The following is a 20,336-nucleotide window of genomic DNA, read 5'->3' as shown; positions in this document are numbered from 1 at the left end:
CCCGCCGTGCAGGAGTATTGCGATGAATGCATCGCGCCGCCCCCCCTCGCCCCGCGAAGCGCTCACCGACGACACCCCGACCGACAGCGGCGAGGCCCCGCCGCTGCGGGTCAACCGCACCCGCACCGGCATCCACGCCAAGCCCACGCCCTCGCCGGAGACCGAACTCGACGATCCGTCACTGTACTTCAATCGCGAGCTCTCCAACCTGCAGTTCAACATCCGCGTGCTCGAGCAGGCGCTGGACCCGTCGCATCCGTTGCTCAACCGGCTGACGTTCCTGCTGATCTTCTCGTCGAACCTCGACGAGTTCTTCGAGATTCGCGTCGCCGGCCTCAAGCATCAGGTGATGCTGGGCAGCGAGGACACCGGCGCCGACGGCATGGCGCCGCGCCGCGTGCTGGCGGAGATCTCGCGCATCGCCCACGAGCAGGTCGATCGCCAGTATCACATCCTCAACGACGTGCTGATCCCCGCGCTCGAGGAGCAGCGCATCCGCTACCGGCGCCGCGCGCAGTGGACCGAGGCCCAGCGTGGCTGGGTCCGCGAGTACTTCGACGAGGAGATCATGCCGGTCATCAGCCCCATCGGGCTGGACCCGTCGCACCCCTTCCCGCGGCTGGTCAACAAGAGCCTCAACTTCATCGTCGAGCTCGAGGGCAAGGACGCCTTCGGCCGCGAGGGCGGGCTGGCCATCCTGCCGGCGCCGCGCTCGCTGCCGCGGGTGATCCGCCTGCCCGAGTCCCTGACCGAGGCCGGCTACACCGAGTACGTGTTCCTCTCGTCGATGATCCATGCCCACGCCCAGGAGGTGTTCCCGGGCATGGAGGTGCGCGGCTGCTACCAGTTCCGCCTGACCCGCAACGCCGACCTCTCGGTCGACCCCGAGGAGGTCTCGGACCTGGCCTCGGCGCTGCGCGGCGAGCTGCTGGCCCGGCGCTACGGCGACGGCGTGCGCCTGGAGGTCGCCGACAACTGCCCGGACGAGCTGGCGAACTTCCTGCTCACCCAGTTCGAGCTCGAGCCGCAGGATCTCTACCGGGTCAACGGCCCGGTCAACCTGACGCGCATGATGTCGGTGCTGGGGGACATCGACCGGCCCGACCTGCTCTACCGCCCCTTCACGCCGGGGCTGCCCAAGAACCTCAAGGCCGACACCAGCCTGTTCGAGGTCATTCGCCAGGGCGACGTGCTGCTGCACCATCCCTTCCAGTCCTTCACGCCGATCGAGGACCTGCTGCGCGAGGCGGCCCGGGATGCCGACGTGCTGGCGATCAAGCAGACGCTCTACCGCACCGGCGCCGACTCGCCGATCGTCGGCGCGCTGGTCGAGGCGGCGCGCAACGGCAAGGAAGTCACGGTGGTGATCGAGCTGCGCGCCCGCTTCGACGAGGCCGACAACCTGGCACTGGCCTCGCGGCTGCAGGAGGCCGGGGCGATCGTCATCTACGGCGTGATGGCCTACAAGACCCACGCCAAGATGCTGCACATCGTGCGCCGCGAGAAGGGCGAGCTGCGCTACTACGCCCACCTGGGCACCGGCAACTACCACGCCAAGACCGCCCGGCTCTACACCGACTACAGCCTGCTGACCGCCAACGAGACCCTCTGCGAGGATGTTCACATGGTCTTCCAGCAGCTCACCGGGATGGGCAAGCCGCGCCGCATCGAGCGCCTGCTGCACGCCCCCTTCGTGCTCCATGAGCGGCTGGTGGCGATGATCGACCGCGAGGCGAAGGTCGCCGAGAAGGGCCGGAAGGCCCACCTGATCATCAAGTGCAACGCGCTGACCGAGCCGAAGCTGATTCGCGCCCTGTATCGCGCCTCCCGCGCGGGGGTACAGTGCGACCTGATCATCCGCGGCATGTGCTGCCTGCGCCCCGGGGTGCCCGGCATCTCGGAGAACATCCGCGTACGCTCGATCATCGGCCGCTTCCTCGAGCACACCCGGGTGTTCCACTTCCACAACGACGGCAAGCCCGAGACCTGGGCATCGAGCGCCGACTTCATGGAGCGCAACATGTTCCATCGGGTGGAGACCGGCTTTCCCATCCTCGACAAGAAGCTGGCCCAGCGGGTCCGCAAGGACCTGGAAACCTACCTGGTGGACAACTGCCAGAGCTGGGTGCTGCAGGAGGACGGCGGCTACCGTCAGCAGCAGCCGGGCGAGGCCGCGCCGATCAGCGCCCAGGAAACCCTGCTCTACGCCTACGCGGCTCGCGCCTGACGCCATGCACGGGGCGTTTGAGTCCGCCCCGTTCATCCTCTACGTTTAAAGACACTCCGAGACAAGTCCGATGGCCGCCGGTCATTCGGGCATGACGCGCCGGCATGGAAAGGTCGGCCCAGACCGCGCCGCCACCTCATGGTCGGCCGGACCATCGATACCGTCACGTGTCCAGACCGACAGGGATGTAGGGAGGCCCCCGTGACCGACACCACCCCGCCGTGCCCTCGGCGGTTCGGCCGCTTCGCCGCCGGGCTGGCCATCATGCCGCTCCTGGCCGGATGCAGCCATGCCCACCTGAGCTTTCTCGCCCCCCAGGGGCCGATCGCCGCGGCCCAGCGCGACCACTTCTGGCTCGTCATCGCCATCACCCTGGTGGTGGTACTGCCGGTCTTCGTGCTCACGCCGGTCATCGTGTGGCGCTATCGCTACGGCGGCCGCGCCACCTACCGGCCGCGCTGGAGCTTCTCGCGGCGGCTGGAATACGTCATCTGGGGGATTCCCTTCCTGATCGTGGGGATCCTCGCCGTCTTTCTCTGGCGGCAGACCTATGCGCTGGACCCCTACAACCCCTTGCCGGCGGACAACGAGCCACTGCACGTGCAGGTCGTGGGCTACGACTGGAAATGGCTGTTCATCTATCCCGACCAGCACATCGCCACCGTCGACGAGCTGGTCTTTCCCGACGACCGGCCGCTGGCGCTCGAGCTGACCTCCGATACCGTGATGCAGTCGTTCTTCATTCCCTCGCTGGGCAGCCAGGTCTATGCCATGAACGGCATGGTCACACGCCTGCATCTCGCCGCCGACGGCCCCGGCCGCTTTCGTGGCGAGAACTCGCAATACAACGGCAAGGGCTTCCACACACAGCGCTTCACCGCCCGGGCGGTGTCGGACGCGGCGTTCTCCGACTTCGTCGCGCGCGTCCGCCGGCAAGGCCGTGCACTTGACCGCCCGACCTACCAGATCCTGGACGGGCGCAATACCGTGCCCGAGCTGGCCCGGGCGCTGGACGGCACGGGTGACGACGCCCTGCGGTTCTCGGCCATCCCGGACGGCCTGTTCTCGGCGATCGTCGCAGGGGTCCCGATACCGTCCCTGCTGCCCGGCCCCGTGGTCACGAGCGCTCGCCAGACACCGCTTCATCAGCCGCAGGGAGGCACGCCGTGACGCTGAATCACTTCCTCGACCTCGCCCTCGGCCGGCTCGACTGGCATGCCCTGCCCTTCTGGGAGATGATCGAGCAGCCCACCCTCTCGCACATCGTCAATGGCTCGATCGTCACCGCCGCCGCCTCGCTGGTGGTGCTGGGGGCCCTGGCCACGGTGGTGCTGATCACCCGCTTCGGCAAGTGGCGGGGGCTGTGGTCGGACTGGCTGACCAGCGTCGACCACAAGCGCATCGGCATCATGTTCATCGTCGTGGCCCTGGTCATGCTGGCGCGGGCGATCATCGAGGCCGTGTTCATGCGCGCCCAGCAGGCGGTCGGCCTGGACGGCGGCTTCCTCTCGGCCGAGCACTTCGGCGAGTTCTTCACCACCCACGGCACCATCATGGTCTTCTTCATGGCCATGCCGTTCCTCACCGGGGTGATCAACTACGTGATGCCGCTGCAGATCGGTGCCCGGGACCTGTCCTTTCCGGTGATGAACTCGGTCAGCCTGGGCCTGACCGCGGCCGGCGCGGCGCTGATCATGGTCTCGCTGGTGCTCACGCCGTTCTCCACCGGTGGCTGGAGCGGCTATCCACCCTTCACCGAGGCGTCCTTCAACCCCGGTGCCGGGGTCGACTACTGGATCTGGGCGGTGACGCTGTCGTCGCTGGGCTCGACGATGACCGGCATCAACTTCGCGGTGACGATCTACAAGGAGCGGGCGCCGGGCATGCACCTGTTCCGCATGCCGCTGCTCTGCTGGACGGCGCTGTGCACCTCGATCCTGATGATCTTCGCCATGCCGCCGCTGACCGTGGCCACGGCCATGCTGGCGCTCGACCGCTACCTGGACTTCCACTTCTTCACCCAGGATCTCGGCGGCGACATGATGAACTACGTCAACCTGTTCTGGCTGTTCGGCCACCCCGAGGTCTATATCCTGATCCTGCCCGCCTTCGGGGTGTTCTCGGAGGTGTTCTCGACCTTCTCGGGCAAGCGCCTGTACGGCTACAAGGGGCTGGTCATCGCCACGATGTGCATCGCCGTGCTGTCGTTCACGGTGTGGCTGCACCACTTCTTCACCATGGGCCAGTCGCCCAGCATCAACGCCGCCTTCGGCATCGCCACCATGCTGATCGGCGTGCCCACCGGGGTGAAGATCTACGACTGGATGCTGACCATGTACCGGGGCCGGGTGCGTCTGACGATCCCCATGGTCTATGCGCTGGGCTTTCTCATCCTGTTCGTGATCGGCGGGATGACGGGCATCCTGCTGGCCAATCCGTCCATCGACTACCAGGTGCACAATACCCTGTTCCTGGTCGCCCACTTCCACAACATGCTGGTGCCGGGCCTGCTGTTCGGCATGCTCGCCGGCTATCAGATGTGGTTCCCCAAGGCCTTCGGCTTCCGGCTCGAGACGCGCTGGGGCTATCGCGCCGCCTATGCCTGGATCGCCGGCTTCATCCTGGCCTTCTTCCCGCTCTATGCCCTGGGGCTGCTGGGCATGCCGCGCCGGGCCGTGGGCTTCATCGAGCCGGCCTATCTGCCCTGGACGATCATCGCCGGCATCGGTGCCCTGGTGGTGCTCTTCGCCCTGTTCAGCCTGGTCATGCAGTTCTGGCTGAGCCTTCGCCATCGCCACGAGAACCGCGTTCCCGTCGGCGACCCCTGGGACGGCCGCAGCCTGGAGTGGGCCACCCCGGCGCCGGTACCGGAGTACAACTTCCCGGTGATCCCCGAGGTCTCCAGCCGCGATGCCTTCATGCGCGAGAAGGATCTCGGCCAGGCCTATCAGCGTCCTGCCGAGTACCGTGACATCACGATGCCGGCCAACAGCGCCCTGGGGCCGATCCTCACCGTGACCGGCTTCCTGATGGCCTTCGGCCTGGTGTGGTACCTGTGGTGGCTGGTACTCCTCGCCGGCGTGGCCTCGCTGGGCGCGCTGATCGCGCGCAGCTTCGTGCGCCGGACCACCAAGGTCATCAGCGCCGAGGAGGTGCGCGAGACCCACGAGGCGTGGCTGCGCCAGGTCGACGAGACCCAGGCCGTCAAGCGTGACAAGGAACAGGACACCAGCAACCGCGGGCGGCCCGCCGCCCCCGTGTCGGGAGCCGTGCAATGACCGCGACGCCATCCAGACACCCGGGCCTCAACCTGGGCCGTGCCCACCAGGAAGCCCACGACGCCTGCGAGGTGCTGGTGTTCGGCTTCTGGGTGTTCATGATGAGCGACCTGATCATCTTCGGGCTGCTCTTCGCCAACTACGTCACCCAGCTCGACGCCCTGGCCGGCGGCCCCGGGCCCGGCGAGCTCTTCGAGATGAAGAGCGCCTTCCTCGAGACCTTGTTGCTGCTGACCAGCAGCTTCACCTACGGCCTGGCGTCCTACTGCCTCAAGTATCGCCATGGCCGCGGCTGGCTGACGGCCTGGCTGGGCGTGACCCTGCTGCTGGGGCTGGCCTTCATCGGCTTCGAACTGCATGACTTTCACAAGATGGCCGGCGAAGGCGGCGTGCCCAGCCGCAGCGGCTTCCTCTCGGCCTTCTTCGCCCTGGTGCCGCTGCACGGCCTGCACGTCGCCAGTGCCTGCCTGTGGATGGTGGTACTGATGGTGCAGATGTGCGTCCACGGCCTGGATACCGGGGTCAAGACCGGGCTGGTGCGCCTGGGGCTGCTGTGGCACTTCCTGGACATCGTCTGGGTGGGCATCTTCTCGCTGGTCTATCTGGGAGGCCTGGCATGAGCGACTCGCAACGCCAATCCGACACGATCGACGAGAACGAGCGCAGGCGCGAACTGGGCAGCTACCTGTGGGGCTACGGCCTGGCGCTGGCGCTGACCCTGGTGCCCTTCGCCCTGGTCGCCTGGAGCGGCTGGCCGCGGGTGACGCTGCTCTGGGCGATCGGCGGCTTCGCGCTGGTCCAGGTCGTCGTCCACTTCCGCTTCTTCCTGCATATCTCGCTGGCCCGCCAGAAGCGCGAGGACCTGCACCTGATCCTGTTCTCGACGCTGATCCTGGTGCTGATGGTCGGCGGCACGCTGTGGATCATCTTCAACCTGTACGGGCGGATGGTCCCGGAACTGCTGCCCTGAGCCGCCGCGACGGGCGGACAGCGCCGATACGGCGCTGTCAGGCGCCGTCTCAGCCGCGCAGCTGTCGGGCGGCCTCCTCGAGCAGCGCGGCAGTATCCTCCCAACCCAGGCAGGCATCGGTGATCGACACCCCGTAACGCAGCGCGCCGGGTACCAGCGGCTGCTTGCCCTCGGCGAGATGGCCCTCGAGCATCACGCCGACCAGCCCGGTCTCGCCGGCCAGGCGCTGGGCCAGCACGTCGCGCAGCACCTCGGGCTGACGGCGGTGGTCCTTGGCGGAGTTGGCGTGGCTGCAGTCCACCAGCATTCTCGCCGGCAGCCCGGCGTCCTCCAGCGCGCGGCGGCTGGCGGCGACGCTGTCGGCCGCGTAGTTGGGCCCATCGTGGCCGCCGCGCAGCACCAGATGGGTGTAGGGGTTGCCGGCGGTCTCGCGCATCACCGGGCCGCCGTGGGCGTCCATGGCGAAGTGGCGATGGGCGTGGGCGGCGGAGCGCATGGCGTCGATCGCCACCCCGATGCCGCCGTCGGTGGCATTCTTGAAGCCCACCGCCGCCTCGAGACCGCTGGCCAGTTCGCGGTGAATCTGCGATTCGGTGGTGCGGGCGCCGATCGCCGCCCAGGCGATCAGGTCGTCGAAGTAGGCGGCGGCCATCGGCTGCAGCAGTTCGGTGGCCACCGGCAGGCCCAGGGCGGCGATGTCACGCATCAGCCGCCGCGAGATCGCGAGCCCGCCGGCCATGTCGTCGCTGCCGTCCAGGTGCGGGTCGTAGGCGAGCCCCTTCCAGCCCACGGTGGTGCGCGGCTTTTCGACATAGACGCGCATCACCAGCAGCAGGCGGTCCTCGACCCGGCGGTTGAGGGCCACCAGATGCTCGGCATAGGCCAGGGCGGCGGCAGGGTCGTGGATCGAGCAGGGGCCGACCACCACCAGCAGGCGATCGTCACGGCCTTCGAGGATGTCGCGGATCGCCTGGCGCTGCGCGGCGATGCGCTCGGCCAGCGGGGGCTCGACGGGCAGTTCGCGTCGCAGGTCGGCAGGCGTGGGCAGGGCCCGGTGAGACGAGGTTTCGGTGCGCTTGGCGGTGTTCAGGGTCATGGGGGCGTTCATGGCGCTCTCTTGCGTTGGCGCCGCCTCACGGGCGGGCATGGGGACATCGGGACGGTCGTTGGCCACCCATGCTTGCCCGGTCAGAGGTGGCCGACTGCACTGACCGGGCGTCGCTAAATCGCCAATAGCCCCCGCTGCAATAACCGGCCTGGAACGCGTAGTCAGCAAAGGGCATGCGGGTCATGAGTCAGTCTCCTCGTGATGTCGCGGCACCGTGGTGCCAAGAAAAAACCCCCGCCGGGTTGCCGACGGGGGTTCTAGGGAGGCAACCCTGGCAGTTCAGGGTGCGCTCGCGGCTCGGCCTACAGGGCCGCGCCGGCGGGCGCACCGCCGGTAAACCAGTACCAATAACCGTAGCCACCACCCACGCGCGCGAACTCGCCGGCGGCCGAAGGCCGGGCAGTCGCAGTAATGCGGGTCAGGTGGCTGGGGGTCATGGTCGTCTCCGAAATCTGGTGAATTCATCCTACACGTTCAGCCGGCGTTGGCAACCCCGGCACACCGCTCACCCCTGTCGCTGCTTCACGGCTCTCTCAGGGGCAGCCGACGCAGCGGCGCCCGACGCACCGGCGCCCGACGCACCGGCGCCCGACGGAAACAACGGATCACGCGGTGCATAGGCGAAGACGTCGGAGTAGACGTGCGCCGGGTCGAGACCGAGCGGGGCCAGGGTGTCGATGCAGGCATAGACCATGCCCGGCGAGCCCGAGAGGTAGACATCGTGGCCGGAGACATCGTCGAGCGAGGCGGCCAGCGCCTCGTCGATGCGCCCGCGGTGGGCGAAGACGCGTTCGCTCTCGAATCCGGGCTCGAGCGGCTCCTCGGTCACGGCATGGAAGGTGAAGTTGGGATAGCGTTCGGCCCACTCGCGGGCCAGGCTCTCGAGGTAGAAATCGCGGCGCTCGCGCACCGCCCACCAGAACTGCACCGGCAGGGCGTCGTCGGCGGCAAAGACCGCCTCGAGCAGCGCCTTCATCTGGGCGAAGCCGGTGCCGGCGGCGATCAACAGCAGCGGCCGGCGGCTGTCGGCGTCGAGCACGCACTCCCCGCCCGGCAGGCGCACGGTGAGCGTGGCGAGGTGCTGCATCAGCTCGCGCAGGCGACGCGAATTGCTGCGCTCCGGCCAGTGCTGGATGTGCAGCTCGATGCTGCCGTCGCCGCGGTGGGCGTTGGCGATCGAGAACGGCACCCAGGTGTCGTCGTCGAGCTTGAGCTCGAGGTACTGCCCCGGCGCGTGGGCCACGGCCTCGGCACGGCCCTCGAGCCGCACGCGGAAGACGTCGGGTGTCAGGTCCTCCACCGAGGTGACCTGGAAGGTCAGGGTCCTTGCCGTCATGCTGTCCTCATCTCAATGGCCGGCGCCCGCCGGCCTCAGCGTGATTCATCGGGCAGCGGAATGCCCAGCTCGTCCCAGCGCGCGTCGACCCGGGCCTTGACGCCCTCGTCCATGACGATCGGCTGCCCCCATTCCCGTGTGGTCTCGCCCGGCCACTTGTTGGTCGCGTCGAGCCCCATCTTCGAGCCCAGCCCGGCTACCGGCGAGGCGAAATCCAGGTAATCGATGGGGGTGTTCTCGACCATCACCGTATCACGGGCCGGATCCATGCGCGTGGTGATGGCCCAGATCACGTCCTCCCAGCGGCGCGCATCGACATCGTCGTCGAGCACCACCACGAACTTGGTGTACATGAACTGGCGCAGGAAGCTCCACACGCCCATCATCACGCGCTTGGCATGGCCGGGATACTGCTTCTTCATGGTCACCACCGCCATGCGGTAGGAGCAGCCCTCCGGCGGCAGGTAGAAGTCGACGATCTCGGGGAACTGCTTGCGCAGGATCGGCACGAACACTTCGTTGAGGGCCAGCCCCAGCACCGCCGGCTCATCGGGCGGGCGCCCGGTGTAGGTCGAGTGATAGATCGGCTCGCGGCGGTGGGTGATGCGCTCGACGGTGAACACCGGGAAGGTTTCGATCTCGTTGTAGTAGCCGGTGTGGTCGCCGTAGGGGCCCTCCTCGGCAACATCGTCGGGATAGATGAACCCCTCGAGGACGATCTCGCTGGAAGCCGGCACCTGCAGGTCCGCGTGGCCGCACTTGGCCAGCTCGGTGCGCGAGCCTCTCAGCAGCCCGGCGAAGGCGTATTCGGAAAGCGTGTCCGGCACCGGGGTCACCGCGCCGAGAATCGTCGCCGGGTCGGCGCCCAGCGCCACGGCCACCGGAAAGGGCTCGCCGGGATGCGCCTGCTGGAATTCCTGGAAGTCCAGCGCGCCGCCGCGATGGGAAAGCCAGCGCATGATCAGGCGGTTGCTGCCGAGTTTCTGCTGGCGGTAGATCCCCAGGTTCTGGCGCGTCTTCTGCGGCCCCCTGGTGACCACCAGGGCCCAGGTCACCAGCGGCGCGGCGTCCCCCGGCCAGCAGTGCTGCACGGGGATGCGATCGAGATCGACGTCGTCGCCCTCGAGCACCACCTCCTGGCAGGGCGCGCGCCGGACGGGCTTCGGTCCCATGCTCATCACCTGGCGGAACACCGGCAGCTTGTCGAGGGCGTCGCGGAACCCCTTCGGCGGCTCGGGCTCCTTGAGGAAGGCCAGCAGCTCGCCGACCTCGCGCAGCGCCGCGACCGAGTCCTGCCCCATGCCCAGCGCCACCCGCCGGGGCGTGCCGAACAGGTTGCCGAGCACCGGCATCGCGTGACCCTTGACGTTCTCAAACAATAACGCCGGCCCGCCGGCCCGCAGCGTGCGATCGCAGATCTCGGTGATCTCCAGGTAAGGATCGACCTCGGCGGTGACGCGATGCAGTTCGCCCTGCGCCTCGAGTGCCGCGATGAATTCGCGCAAGTCCCTATACTTCATGGGGTTTCTCGTTTCCCGAACGACGAAAGGGGCAGCATAGCATGCTGCCCCTCCAAGATGCTGCGCCTGACCGCCATGAGCCCGACCTCTGACCTGTCGAGTTCGGTTAGCTGGCCATCGGCGCGTCATGAGCGCAGCGGAGACAAGGCGAATCCGACCGAGCGAGGGCCGCGGAGTGTACGAGCCGTACATGAGCAGGCGACCGGGCTGGCGCACCAGCGAGGATTCAACGCCGTATCCGCAAGCGCAACAGCGCCGATCAGCGTCGCTTCATGGCCTCGAAGAACTCGATATTGGTCTTGGTATCCTTCAGGCGATCGATCAGGAACTCGGTGGCCGCGGTGTCCTCCATCGGGTTGAGCAGCTTGCGCAGGATCCACATGCGCTGCATCTCGTCCTCGGAGGCGATCAGGTCCTCGCGGCGGGTACCGGAGCGACGAATGTTGAGCGCCGGATAGACACGCTTCTCGGCCAGCTTGCGGTCGAGGTGGGCTTCCATGTTGCCGGTGCCCTTGAACTCCTCGAAGATCACCTCGTCCATCTTCGAACCGGTGTCGACCAGCGCGGTGGCGATGATGGTCAGGCTGCCGCCCTCCTCGATGTTGCGCGCCGCGCCGAAGAAGCGCTTGGGCTTCTCCAGGGCATGGGCATCGACACCGCCGGTGAGCACCTTGCCGGAGGACGGCACCACGGTGTTGTAGGCGCGCGCCAGGCGGGTGATGGAGTCGAGCAGGATCACCACGTCCTTCTTGTGCTCGACCAGGCGCTTGGCCTTCTCGATCACCATCTCGGCGACCTGGACGTGACGTGCGGGCGGCTCGTCGAAGGTCGAGGCCACCACCTCGCCACGCACGGTGCGCGACATCTCGGTCACCTCCTCGGGGCGCTCGTCGATCAGCAGCACGATCAGGTGGCATTCGGGATTGTTGCGGGTGATGGAGGTGGCGATGTTCTGCAGCATCAGCGTCTTGCCCGCCTTGGGGGGCGAGACGATCAGGCCGCGCTGGCCCTTGCCGATGGGCGCGGTCAGGTCGATGATGCGGGCGGTGAGGTCCTCGGTGGAGCCGTTGCCCATCTCCATCACCAGGCGTTCCTGGGGGAACAGCGGCGTGAGGTTCTCGAAGAGGATCTTGTGCTTGGCGTTTTCCGGCTTGTCGAAGTTGATCTGGTTGACCTTCAACAGCGCGAAGTAACGCTCGCCTTCCTTGGGCGGACGAATCTTGCCCGAGATCGAGTCGCCCTTGCGCAGGTTGAAGCGGCGAATCTGCGAGGGCGAGACGTAGATGTCGTCGGGCCCGGCCAGATAGGAGCTGTCGGCGCTGCGCAGGAAGCCGAAACCGTCCTGGAGGATTTCCAGGACACCATCGCCGTAGATGTCCTCGCCGCTCTTGGCGTGCTTCTTGAGGATGGCGAAGATGATGTCCTGCTTGCGGGAGCGGGCCAGATTGTCGATGCCCATCTGCTGGGCGATCTCCAGCAGCTCCGGAACGGTCTTTTGCTTGAGTTCGGTTAGATTCATCGTTTGTTCAGAAGTAGCTCGTGTCAGCGTGGCCGCTTGCGGGCCGATGGGACAGGAGGCGGAGACAGTGCGCCGCGCGGTGCGTTCAGTGCCCGTCGAGCCTCTCGCGGATAGGACCCTCGCATGGCGGCTCCTGGCGGAGAACCATGGACACTATCGATATCGAGGGAGGCGCTGTTCCCTTCGCCTGGTTGATGTTCCTGACTTTCCTTGGTCCCTGACGTTGCCTGGCAACCGGGATCGTCCCGGGATCTACACAACCGATGACAGGGGATGAACAGCGGGCTTTCTGACGACTTGGCATGACCGCGTCGGTGGCACCGGGCGACGGTCGGGAAGCTTTCGGAACAGGCGAACGATTCGATGTTAGTGAAGCCCGGCGGTAAACGCAAGCCCCGCCAGGACCGGATTCATCGCTCCCGGGCGCTGTCGAGCAGCTGCCGGAGCTGGTCGTCGTCGAGTGCTCCGACCCGGGTGGCCACCAGGTCACCGTCGACGAAGAGAATCAACGTGGGCATGCCGCGCACGCCGTACTTGCGCGCCAGTTCCGGTGCCGCGTCGACTTCCACCTGATAGGCCGCGAGGGGCGTCGGCTGGCGCTCGAGGGCACGAGCCAGGCGCGGCAGCAGGATGGCGCAGGGTTCACACCAGTCGGCGACAAAGGTGACCAGCAGGGTGTCATGATCGGCGAGACGCGCCTCGAGCATGTCGCCGGAGAGGGTTTCGAAGGTGGTTTCGGCCATGGCCCATCCTTGTCGACTCGCGCCGTCATGTGACGGCGCCTCCCCTATTGGACGCCCCCGAGCGGCGATTGACAAGCCATGAGCACCCCCGCAACCTTGCGCTAATCGTGCATCGACAGGGAAATCCCATGAGCAGGACGCCCGCCGCCCAGGCCCCGCAGCGCCTGGCCGCCATCGATCTGGGATCCAACAGCTTCCACCTGCTGGTGGCCAACCGGCTCGGCGACCATCTGCAGGTGGTCGCCAAGCAGGGCGAGAAGGTCCAGCTGGCCGCCGGTCTCGGCGACGACGACCATCTCGACGAACCCGCCATCCAGCGCGCACTGGAGTGTCTGGCGCGCTTCGCGCCCTTCGTCGAGGGCATCCCCGCGGACGCCATGCGCGTGGTGGGCACCAACGCCCTGCGCGCGGCCCACAACAGCCGCGACTTCATCGAGCGCGCCGAGGCCGTGCTCGGCCACGAGATCGAGATCATCGCCGGCCGCGAGGAAGCCCGACTGATCTACCTCGGCGCCGCCCACGCCCTGGCCGACATCCACGGCCGGCGGCTGATCGTCGACATCGGTGGCGGCTCCACGGAATTCATCATCGGCGAGCGCTTCGCGCCCGAGGCCCTGGAAAGCCTGCACATGGGCTGCGTGGCCTACACCCGGCGCTTCTTCCCCGACGATCAGATCACCGAGAAGCGCTTTCGCCAGGCCGAGCTGGCGGCGCTCTCGGAACTGGCCAACATCCGCCGCCACTACCTGGCCCTGGGCTGGTCCGACCCGATCGGCTCGAGCGGCACCATCAAGGCCGCCGCATCGGTGATCGCCGCCGCCGGCGACGCCCCCGAGGGCACCATCACCCGCGAGGGCCTGGCGCGGCTGCGCAAGCGCCTGATCAAGTGCAAGCATCTCGACCGGGTCGAGATGGCCGGCCTCAAGGCCGACCGGGCCCGGGTCTTCCCGGCGGGCATCGCCATTCTCTGCGCGACCTTCGAAGCCTTCGAGCTCGAGCACATGCGCTTCGCCGACGGCGCCCTGCGCGAAGGCGTGCTCTACGACCTGATCGGCCGCAACACCGCCGAGGACCCGCGTCTGCCGGCGCTGAACGGCCTGACCCGGCGCTACGGCGTGGATCATCGCCAGGCCGCCAATGTCGCCGCCAGTGCCGCCAGCGCCTTCGACCAGGTCAGCGACGCCTGGCAGCTCGGCGAGACGCTACGCCCCTTCCTGCTGTGGGCCGCCGAGCTTCACGAGATCGGTCTGGCGGTCTCCCACAGTCAGTTCCATCGTCACGGTGCCTACCTGCTGGAAAACGCCGACCTGCCCGGCTTCTCGCGCCCCGAACAGCAGCTGCTGGCGTTTCTGGTCCGCGCCCATCGGCGCAAGTTCGCGCTCAAGGAGCTCGAGGCCCTGCCGCCGGCCTATCGGCCCCGTGCCGCGCGCCTGGCGCGGCTGCTGAGGCTCGCCGTGGTCCTCAACCATTCGCGCCCGGAACACCCGCCGACGACCTTCCAGCTGCAGGCGGAAGGCGACGCCCTGCTGATGATGCTGCCGGATGCACTGGCCGAACAGTCGCTGCTGCTGACCGACCTCGAGCAGGAGATCGCCTACCAGCGCGCCGTCGGCTTTCGCCTGGCCGTGGATCCGCTCACCCTCGAGATCTAGACTCCAGGACCCTGGCGCCAGCCTTCCGCCACGGCCACCCCCAGCACGGCGACCAGGGTGTCGCCGTGCCAGGCCAGCAATTGGCGCTCACGCCGCCAGGGCGGTACTCCGGCCTCCTGGAGCAGCCGCTTGACGTCGCGCCGCCCACGTCCGGCAACACGCAGACTCTCACCGCCCCGGCGCACGGTAAGCGTCAGCGCGACCGGCTCCCCCGTCTCGCAGGCCAGCCTCCAGTCGACGTACACCCCGGGCTGCGCTTCCGTCGCGCCCACCCGGCCCGGCTGGCCGTTCCAGGACGCACTCCAACCCGCCGGCAGCGGCTCGATGGGAGTCTGGAGATAGAGCGCCCCACGCCAGCGCCGCCCCTCGCCACCTGCCCAGCTCACGTGCACGGCGGCATCTTCCCGCGCCGCGAGCTGCCCGAGCAGCGTTTCGAGACGTACCGCCGGTGGCGTGGGCAGCGCCAGGCGCCGGCAGGCGTGGCGCACCAGCAGCCGCTGGCGCGGACGCGACAGGGCGACCAGCGCGGCGACGTCGAGTCGCGCCGGGTCACCGCCGGCAGCGGCCAGGTCGATCGCGGCCAGGTCGTCGAGCAGGGCATCGGCCTCCCCGGCGCGACGTGCCGCTTCGCCCAGCGAGCGCGCGGCACCGGGCCAGCGCGCCGCCAGCACGGGCAGCACGCAATGCCGCAGATAGTTGCGGTCGAGCGAGGTATCCGTGTTGGAGGGGTCATCGCACCAGCTCAGACCCAACTCGGCAGCGGCCGCCTCGAGCCGAGCCCGGCCAAGCCCCAGCAGTGGCCGCACCAAGTGTCGCCCTCGCCAGTCGCGACACTCGGGCATCGCCCCCAGCCCGCGTACCCCGCTGCCGCGCAACGCGGCGAGCAGGAAGGTCTCGGCCTGGTCGTCGGCGTGCTGGGCCAGCCACAGCGTCTCGCCCGGCGCCACCCGCTTGGCGAACGCCGCATAGCGCGCCTCGCGGGCCGCCGCCTCCAGCCCCCGGCCCACGGATTCGACCGCGACCGACTCGACGAACAGCGGGATGCCGTGGCGCGAGCAGGACCACCGGCAGTGACGCACGAAATCGGCGGCGGCGGACTGCAGCCCGTGGTCGACGTGCAGGGCATGGATGGGGCGCGGATGACGCCGCGCGGCATCGGCGACGAGCGCCAGCAGCAGGCAGGAATCGAGACCGCCGGACAGCGCCACCCAGACGACACGCCCCGGCGGGGTCTCCGCCAGGGCGTCATCGATCACGGCTTGCAGCGACATGAGGCCCTTATGCTGGCGCCCCATAGCTCATGAGCCTTTCATACCGCCGCGCCAGCAGCGCCTCGGTGTCCATGCTGCCCAGCCGGTCGAGACTCCCGAGCAACGATTCCTTGAGCCGGTCGGCGGTGGTCTGCGGATGGCGATGCGCCCCGCCCAGCGGTTCCCCGACCAGGTTGTCGACGAAGCCCAGTTCCTTGAGACGCTCGGCGGTGATGCCCATGGCCTGGGCTGCCTCGGAGGCCTTCTCGGCGCTCTTCCACAGAATCGAGGCACAACCCTCGGGCGAGATCACCGAGTAGGTGGAATACTGCAGCATGGTCAGCTCGTCGCACACGCCGATCGCCAGCGCGCCGCCGGAGCCACCCTCGCCGACCACGGTGGCAACGATCGGTGTCTTCAGGCGCGACATCACCGCCAGGTTGTAGGCGATCGCCTCGCTCTGGCCGCGTTCCTCGGCGTCGATGCCCGGATAGGCTCCCGGGGTGTCGATGAAGGTCAGCACCGGCATCCTGAAACGCTCGGCCATCTCCATCAGGCGACAGGCCTTGCGGTAGCCTTCGGGGCGCGGCATGCCGAAGTTGCGACGCACCTTTTCCTTGACGTCGCGGCCCTTCTGGTGACCGATGATCATCACCGGCTTGTCGTCGAGCCGGGCGACACCGCCGACGATCGCCGCGTCGTCGGCGAAGTGGCGATCGCCGTGCAGCTCGTCGAAGTCGCTGAAGATCATCTCGAGGTAGTCGAGGGTGTAAGGGCGCTGCGGGTGACGGGAAAGCTGCGAGACCTGCCAGGCGGACAGGTCGCGGAAGATCGACTCGGTGAGCTTCTTGCTCTTCTCCTCGAGCTTGGCGATCTCGTCGCTGATGTTGATCTTGCTGTCGTTGCCGACCAGCCGCAGCTCCTCGATCTTGGCCTGCAGTTCGGCAATCGGCTGTTCGAAGTCCAGATAGTTGGGATTCATAGCGCTTCAGCTTCTTGAAGTAGGCACGGCCAGCCTGGCGGCACGGCTGTCATGCGACGATGGGCGTGCAATGACCGGGCATTATCGCAGCTTGACGAGCGCACGCAAGACAACCGCTCGGCCGGACCCGGCTAAGGATGAATAGTGACCAGAAGGCAAACACCCTGCTCGGAGGGTGTTTGCCAATTCGGGGAGCGCAGGCATGGTGTAAATACCCTCTCAGCCACGGTACTTGAGCCGGATGCCATCCTGCCCCTCGACATCGCGCAGCGCGGCGAGCAGCTCGTCGGCGGGCGCCACCTTCCACTCGCTGCCCAGCTCCAGCCAGCCGCTGGCGGCGGCGTTGCGATAACGCACGCGCACCGGCAGGCCGGCCTCGTTGCGCCACGGCGTGAGACTGTCGCGCAGGGTGGCGATGAAGCGGCCGTTGCAGCTCGAGCCGTCGACCGACAGCTCCACGGCCTCGCCGTAGCGGCTGCGCGCGTCGACCATGGCGGTCACCTCCTTGCCGCGCAGGCGCAGGCCGCCGGAGTAGTCGTCGCTCTGCACCTCGCCCTCGACGATCAGCACCTGGTCGGTATCCAGACGGCCGCGGACCTGGTCGAACAGCTCGCCGAACAGCGAGGCCTCGATGCGCCCGGTGCGATCATCCAGGGTGACGAAGGCCATGGTGTCGCCGCGCTTGGACTTCATGGTGCGCATGGCCACCACCAGCCCGGCGACCCGCTGCGGCTCACGTGACGGCTTGAGGTCGCGGACCCGTGTCGACACGAAGCGCGCCAGTTCCTGCTCGTACTCGTCGATCGGATGCCCGGTCAGGTAGAGCCCCAGGGTGTCCTTCTCGCCGGCCAGGCGCTCCTTGTCGCTCCAGTCGCGGACCCGATGGTAGTCGGCATAGACATCGCCGGCCTCGGGTTCGCTGAACGCCTCGCCGAACATGTCCATCATGCCCAGGTTGGCGTTGGTGGTGCTCTGCTGCGCCGCCTTGATGGCGTCGTCCAGCGCGGCGGCCAGCACCGCCCGGCTCGGCCCCAGGGTGTCCACGGCGCCGGACCGGATCAGTGCCTCCAGGGTACGCTTGTTCATGCGCTTGGCGTCGACCCGACGGCAGAAGTCGAACAGGTCGGCGAAGGCGCCGCCCGCGGTGCGCGCCTCGACGATCGCCTCGATCGGCCCCTCGCCGACGCCGCGGATCGCCCCCAGGCCATAGACCACGCGCCCCTGTTCGTCGACGGTGAACTTGTAGCCACCGACGTTGACGTCGGGCGGGGTCACCGTCAGGCCCAGGTTGCGGCATTCCTCGATCAGCGGCACCACCTTGTCGAGGTTGTCCATGTCGGTGGACAGCACCGCGGCCATGAAGGGCCCGGGGTAATGCGCCTTGAGCCAGGCGGTCTGGTACGAGACCAGGCCGTAGGCCGCCGAGTGCGACTTGTTGAAGCCGTAGCCGGCAAACTTCTCCACCAGGTCGAAGAGGTTGCCCGCCAGATCCTTGTCGATGCCGTTGGCCGCGCAGCCCTCCATGAAACCGACGCGCTGCTTGGCCATCTCCTCGGGCTTCTTCTTGCCCATCGCGCGGCGCAGCATGTCGGCCTGCCCCAGGCTGTAGCCGGCCAGCACCTGGGCGATCTGCATGACCTGCTCCTGGTAGAGGATCACGCCGTAGGTGGGCTCGAGGACCGGCTTGAGCAGCTCATGCTGGTAGTCGGGATGCGGGAAGGCCAGCTCGGCGCGGCCGTGCTTGCGGTTGATGAAGTCATCGACCATCCCCGACTGCAGCGGCCCCGGACGGAACAGCGCCACCAGGGCGATCATGTCCTCCAGCGAGTCGGGCTGCAGGCGCTTGATCAGCTCCTTCATGCCGCGGGATTCGAGCTGGAACACCGCCGTGGTCTCGGCCTTCTTGAGCATGTCGAAGGTCGGCACGTCGTCGAGCGGGATGGTGTTGATGTCGAGCGGGCCCTGCCCCTGGCGCGCGCGCACCGCATCGACCATCTCCAGCGCCCAGTCGATGATGGTCAGGGTGCGCAGACCGAGGAAGTCGAACTTGACCAGCCCGGCATCCTCGATGTCGTTCTTGTCGAACTGCACCACCAGGCCGCTGCCGTCCGGCTCGCAGAGCAGCGGCGAGAAGTCGGTGAGCCGGGTCGGGGCGATCACCACCCCGCCGGCGTGCTTGCCGGTGCCGCGGGTGATGCCCTCGAGCTTGAGCGCCATGTCCCAGATCTCCTGGGCTTCCTCGTCACCCGCGAGGAAGTCGCGTAGCGCCTCCTCCTGCTCGTGGGCCTTGGCCAGCGTCATGCCGACCTCGAAGGGAATCAGCTTGGAGAGCTTGTCGCCCAGCGAGTAGGGCTTGCCCTGGGCACGCGCCACGTCGCGCACCACCGCCTTGGCGGCCATGGTGCCGAAGGTGACGATCTGCGAGACGGCATCGCGGCCGTAGCGCTCGGCGACGTAGTCGATCACCCGGTCGCGCTTCTCCATGCAGAAGTCGACGTCGAAGTCGGGCATCGACACGCGCTCGGGGTTGAGGAAGCGCTCGAACAGCAGGTCGTATTCCAGCGGGTCCAGATCGGTGATCTTGAGCGCATAGGCGACCAGCGAGCCGGCCCCGGAACCACGCCCCGGCCCCACCGGGATGTCGTTGTCCTTGGCCCACTGGATGAAGTCCATCACGATCAGGAAGTAGCCGGGAAAGCCCATCTTGATGATGATGTCGAGCTCGAAGTCGAGGCGCTCGCGGTAGGCCGCCTCGTGATCGGCGCGGCGGCGATCCGGATAGATGGCGTCGTCGCCGTCGAACAGCTGGGTCAGGCGCTCGCCGAGGCCGTCGTGGGAGAGCTGACGGAAGAACTCGTCGAGGGTCATGCCCTCGGGTACCGGGAACTCGGGCAGGAAGATCTCGCCGAGGCGCACGTCGACGCTGCAGCGCGCGGCGATCATCACCGTGTTCTCGAGCGCCTCGGGGATGTCGGCGAACAGCTCGGCCATCTCCTGGGGGCTCTTGAGGTACTGCTCCTCGCTGTACTTGCGCTCGCGGCGCGGGTCGTCGAGCGCCTTGCCCTCGCCGATCGACACCCGGGTCTCGTGGGCCCAGAAGTCCTCGCGGGTCAGAAAGCGCACGTCGTTGGTCGCCACCACCGGCGTGCCGGTCTCGGCGGCGAGGTCGACCGACAGGTGAACACATTCCTCGTCGTACTGGCGACCGGTGCGCTGCAGCTCGAGATAGAAGCGCCCGGGGAAGTGGCGCTGCCACTCGGCGAGCAGTTCGCGGGCCTCGTCGCCGTGCTCGGCGAGCAGGAAGCGGCCGACCTCCCCTTCCCGGGCGCCGGACAGCGCGATCAGCCCGTCGCTCTGGGCGAAGATCCAGGCCTTCTTGAGCAGCGCGCTGCCCTGGCGCTGGCCTTCCTGCCAGCCCCGCGAGATCAGTTCGGTAAGGTTGCGGTAGCCGACGTCGTTCATCGCCAGCAGCGTCAGCCGGTAGGGATGGCTCTCGTCGAACGGGTTCTCGAGCCACAGGTCGGCGCCGATGACCGGCTTGAGACCGGCGCCCAGCGCCGCCTTGTAGCTCTTGACCAGGCCGAACAGGTTGGCCTCGTCGGTCACCGCCAGGGCCGGCATGCCCGCCTCGGCGGTCGCGCTCACCAACGGCTTGAGGCGCACCAGGCCATCGACGAGGGAGTATTCGCTGTGCACGCGCAGATGAACGAAGGGAGTCGTCATGTCGCTCTCGTGATGGTTGTCGGGCGGC

At 67.9% G+C, this 20,336-nt stretch carries 14 protein-coding genes; 6 read left to right on the top strand and 8 right to left on the bottom strand.

The genetic code is table 11. The features are described from left to right. The first annotated feature begins 22 nt into the window (after positions 1-22). The 5 genes from ppk1 to cyoD all read left to right on the top strand — a co-directional run bounded on the left by ppk1 (position 23) and on the right by cyoD (position 6,475). Positions 23-2,227 (top strand): polyphosphate kinase 1, encoded by a 2,205-nt coding sequence (gene ppk1 / locus G7A98_RS12585; protein WP_163650028.1) that lies wholly within the window; start codon positions 23-25, stop codon positions 2,225-2,227. Between the two features lie 201 nt (positions 2,228-2,428). Further along, positions 2,429-3,397, top strand: coding sequence for a cytochrome ubiquinol oxidase subunit II (locus G7A98_RS12580; protein WP_163650027.1), 969 nt, complete (start codon positions 2,429-2,431; stop codon positions 3,395-3,397). Further along, a complete protein-coding gene (locus G7A98_RS12575) occupies positions 3,394-5,505 on the top strand; it encodes a cbb3-type cytochrome c oxidase subunit I (protein WP_240464747.1) in 2,112 nt (703 codons plus the stop codon). Before G7A98_RS12580 ends, G7A98_RS12575 begins: the two co-directional genes overlap by 4 nt. Then, the gene (locus G7A98_RS12570; RefSeq protein ID WP_163650026.1) at positions 5,502-6,125 is read left to right on the top strand and encodes a cytochrome c oxidase subunit 3; all 624 of its coding nucleotides are present in this window, start codon (positions 5,502-5,504) and stop codon (positions 6,123-6,125) included. The genes G7A98_RS12575 and G7A98_RS12570 overlap by 4 nt, the downstream gene beginning before the upstream one ends. Further along, a complete protein-coding gene (cyoD, locus tag G7A98_RS12565) occupies positions 6,122-6,475 on the top strand; it encodes a cytochrome o ubiquinol oxidase subunit IV (RefSeq protein WP_163650025.1) in 354 nt (117 codons plus the stop codon). The genes G7A98_RS12570 and cyoD overlap by 4 nt, the downstream gene beginning before the upstream one ends. 49 nt (positions 6,476-6,524) lie before the next feature. Here the strand turns inward: cyoD and G7A98_RS12560 are convergent, their stop codons facing one another. From G7A98_RS12560 to G7A98_RS12540, 5 genes are all read right to left on the bottom strand, one after another. After that, complete coding sequence (locus G7A98_RS12560; RefSeq protein WP_163650024.1) at positions 6,525-7,583, bottom strand: 3-deoxy-7-phosphoheptulonate synthase; 1,059 nt, start codon at positions 7,581-7,583, stop codon at positions 6,525-6,527. 505 nt (positions 7,584-8,088) lie between these two features. Beyond that, positions 8,089-8,919: an NAD(P)H-flavin reductase gene (locus G7A98_RS12555; RefSeq protein ID WP_163650023.1), complete on the bottom strand. Its 831-nt coding sequence runs from the start codon at positions 8,917-8,919 to the stop codon at positions 8,089-8,091. A gap of 35 nt (positions 8,920-8,954) precedes the next feature. Then, positions 8,955-10,439, bottom strand: coding sequence for a 4-hydroxy-3-polyprenylbenzoate decarboxylase (gene ubiD / locus G7A98_RS12550; RefSeq protein ID WP_163650022.1), 1,485 nt, complete (start codon positions 10,437-10,439; stop codon positions 8,955-8,957). A gap of 259 nt (positions 10,440-10,698) precedes the next feature. Next, positions 10,699-11,958: a transcription termination factor Rho gene (gene rho / locus G7A98_RS12545; RefSeq protein ID WP_163650021.1), complete on the bottom strand. Its 1,260-nt coding sequence runs from the start codon at positions 11,956-11,958 to the stop codon at positions 10,699-10,701. Positions 11,959-12,368: 410 nt separating this feature from the next. Further along, entirely contained in the window at positions 12,369-12,701 is a 333-nt protein-coding gene (locus G7A98_RS12540) for a thioredoxin family protein (protein WP_163650020.1), read from the bottom strand. A 128-nt stretch (positions 12,702-12,829) separates the two neighbouring features. Between G7A98_RS12540 and ppx the strand changes: the two genes are divergently transcribed. Beyond that, the gene (gene ppx / locus G7A98_RS12535; RefSeq protein WP_163650019.1) at positions 12,830-14,353 is read left to right on the top strand and encodes an exopolyphosphatase; all 1,524 of its coding nucleotides are present in this window, start codon (positions 12,830-12,832) and stop codon (positions 14,351-14,353) included. On the opposite strand, the gene tilS is transcribed toward ppx, so the two are convergent. From tilS to dnaE, 3 genes are all read right to left on the bottom strand, one after another. Next, positions 14,350-15,624: a tRNA lysidine(34) synthetase TilS gene (gene tilS / locus G7A98_RS12530; RefSeq protein WP_240464746.1), complete on the bottom strand. Its 1,275-nt coding sequence runs from the start codon at positions 15,622-15,624 to the stop codon at positions 14,350-14,352. The two genes, ppx and tilS, sit on opposite strands and share 4 nt — an antisense overlap. Positions 15,625-15,631: 7 nt before the next feature. Continuing rightward, positions 15,632-16,585 (bottom strand): acetyl-CoA carboxylase carboxyl transferase subunit alpha, encoded by a 954-nt coding sequence (gene accA / locus G7A98_RS12525; RefSeq protein WP_163650017.1) that lies wholly within the window; start codon positions 16,583-16,585, stop codon positions 15,632-15,634. A 219-nt stretch (positions 16,586-16,804) separates the two neighbouring features. After that, positions 16,805-20,308 carry a DNA polymerase III subunit alpha gene (gene dnaE, locus G7A98_RS12520; RefSeq protein WP_163650016.1) on the bottom strand — a complete coding sequence of 1,168 codons (3,504 nt, stop codon included), beginning with the start codon at positions 20,306-20,308 and terminating at the stop codon, positions 16,805-16,807. Positions 20,309-20,336: the final 28 nt, after the last annotated feature.

The organism is Modicisalibacter sp. 'Wilcox' (assembly GCF_010993675.1).
GTDB classification, from domain to species: domain Bacteria; phylum Pseudomonadota; class Gammaproteobacteria; order Pseudomonadales; family Halomonadaceae; genus Modicisalibacter; species Modicisalibacter tunisiensis.
Note: the sequence above shows the minus strand (reverse complement) of the source record. Positions and strands in the feature narration are given on the sequence as shown.

Coding starts and splice junctions, on each gene's coding strand:
- ppk1 (WP_163650028.1), top strand. CDS start 23: ATGAATGCATCGCGCCGCCCCCCCTCGCCCCGCGAAGCGCTCACCGAC.
- G7A98_RS12570 (WP_163650026.1), top strand. CDS start 5,502: ATGACCGCGACGCCATCCAGACACCCGGGCCTCAACCTGGGCCGTGCC.
- cyoD (WP_163650025.1), top strand. CDS start 6,122: ATGAGCGACTCGCAACGCCAATCCGACACGATCGACGAGAACGAGCGC.
- G7A98_RS12560 (WP_163650024.1), bottom strand. CDS start 7,583: ATGAACGCCCCCATGACCCTGAACACCGCCAAGCGCACCGAAACCTCG.
- G7A98_RS12555 (WP_163650023.1), bottom strand. CDS start 8,919: ATGACGGCAAGGACCCTGACCTTCCAGGTCACCTCGGTGGAGGACCTG.
- ubiD (WP_163650022.1), bottom strand. CDS start 10,439: ATGAAGTATAGGGACTTGCGCGAATTCATCGCGGCACTCGAGGCGCAG.
- rho (WP_163650021.1), bottom strand. CDS start 11,958: ATGAATCTAACCGAACTCAAGCAAAAGACCGTTCCGGAGCTGCTGGAG.
- G7A98_RS12540 (WP_163650020.1), bottom strand. CDS start 12,701: ATGGCCGAAACCACCTTCGAAACCCTCTCCGGCGACATGCTCGAGGCG.
- ppx (WP_163650019.1), top strand. CDS start 12,830: ATGAGCAGGACGCCCGCCGCCCAGGCCCCGCAGCGCCTGGCCGCCATC.
- tilS (WP_240464746.1), bottom strand. CDS start 15,624: ATGTCGCTGCAAGCCGTGATCGATGACGCCCTGGCGGAGACCCCGCCG.
- accA (WP_163650017.1), bottom strand. CDS start 16,585: ATGAATCCCAACTATCTGGACTTCGAACAGCCGATTGCCGAACTGCAG.
- dnaE (WP_163650016.1), bottom strand. CDS start 20,308: ATGACGACTCCCTTCGTTCATCTGCGCGTGCACAGCGAATACTCCCTC.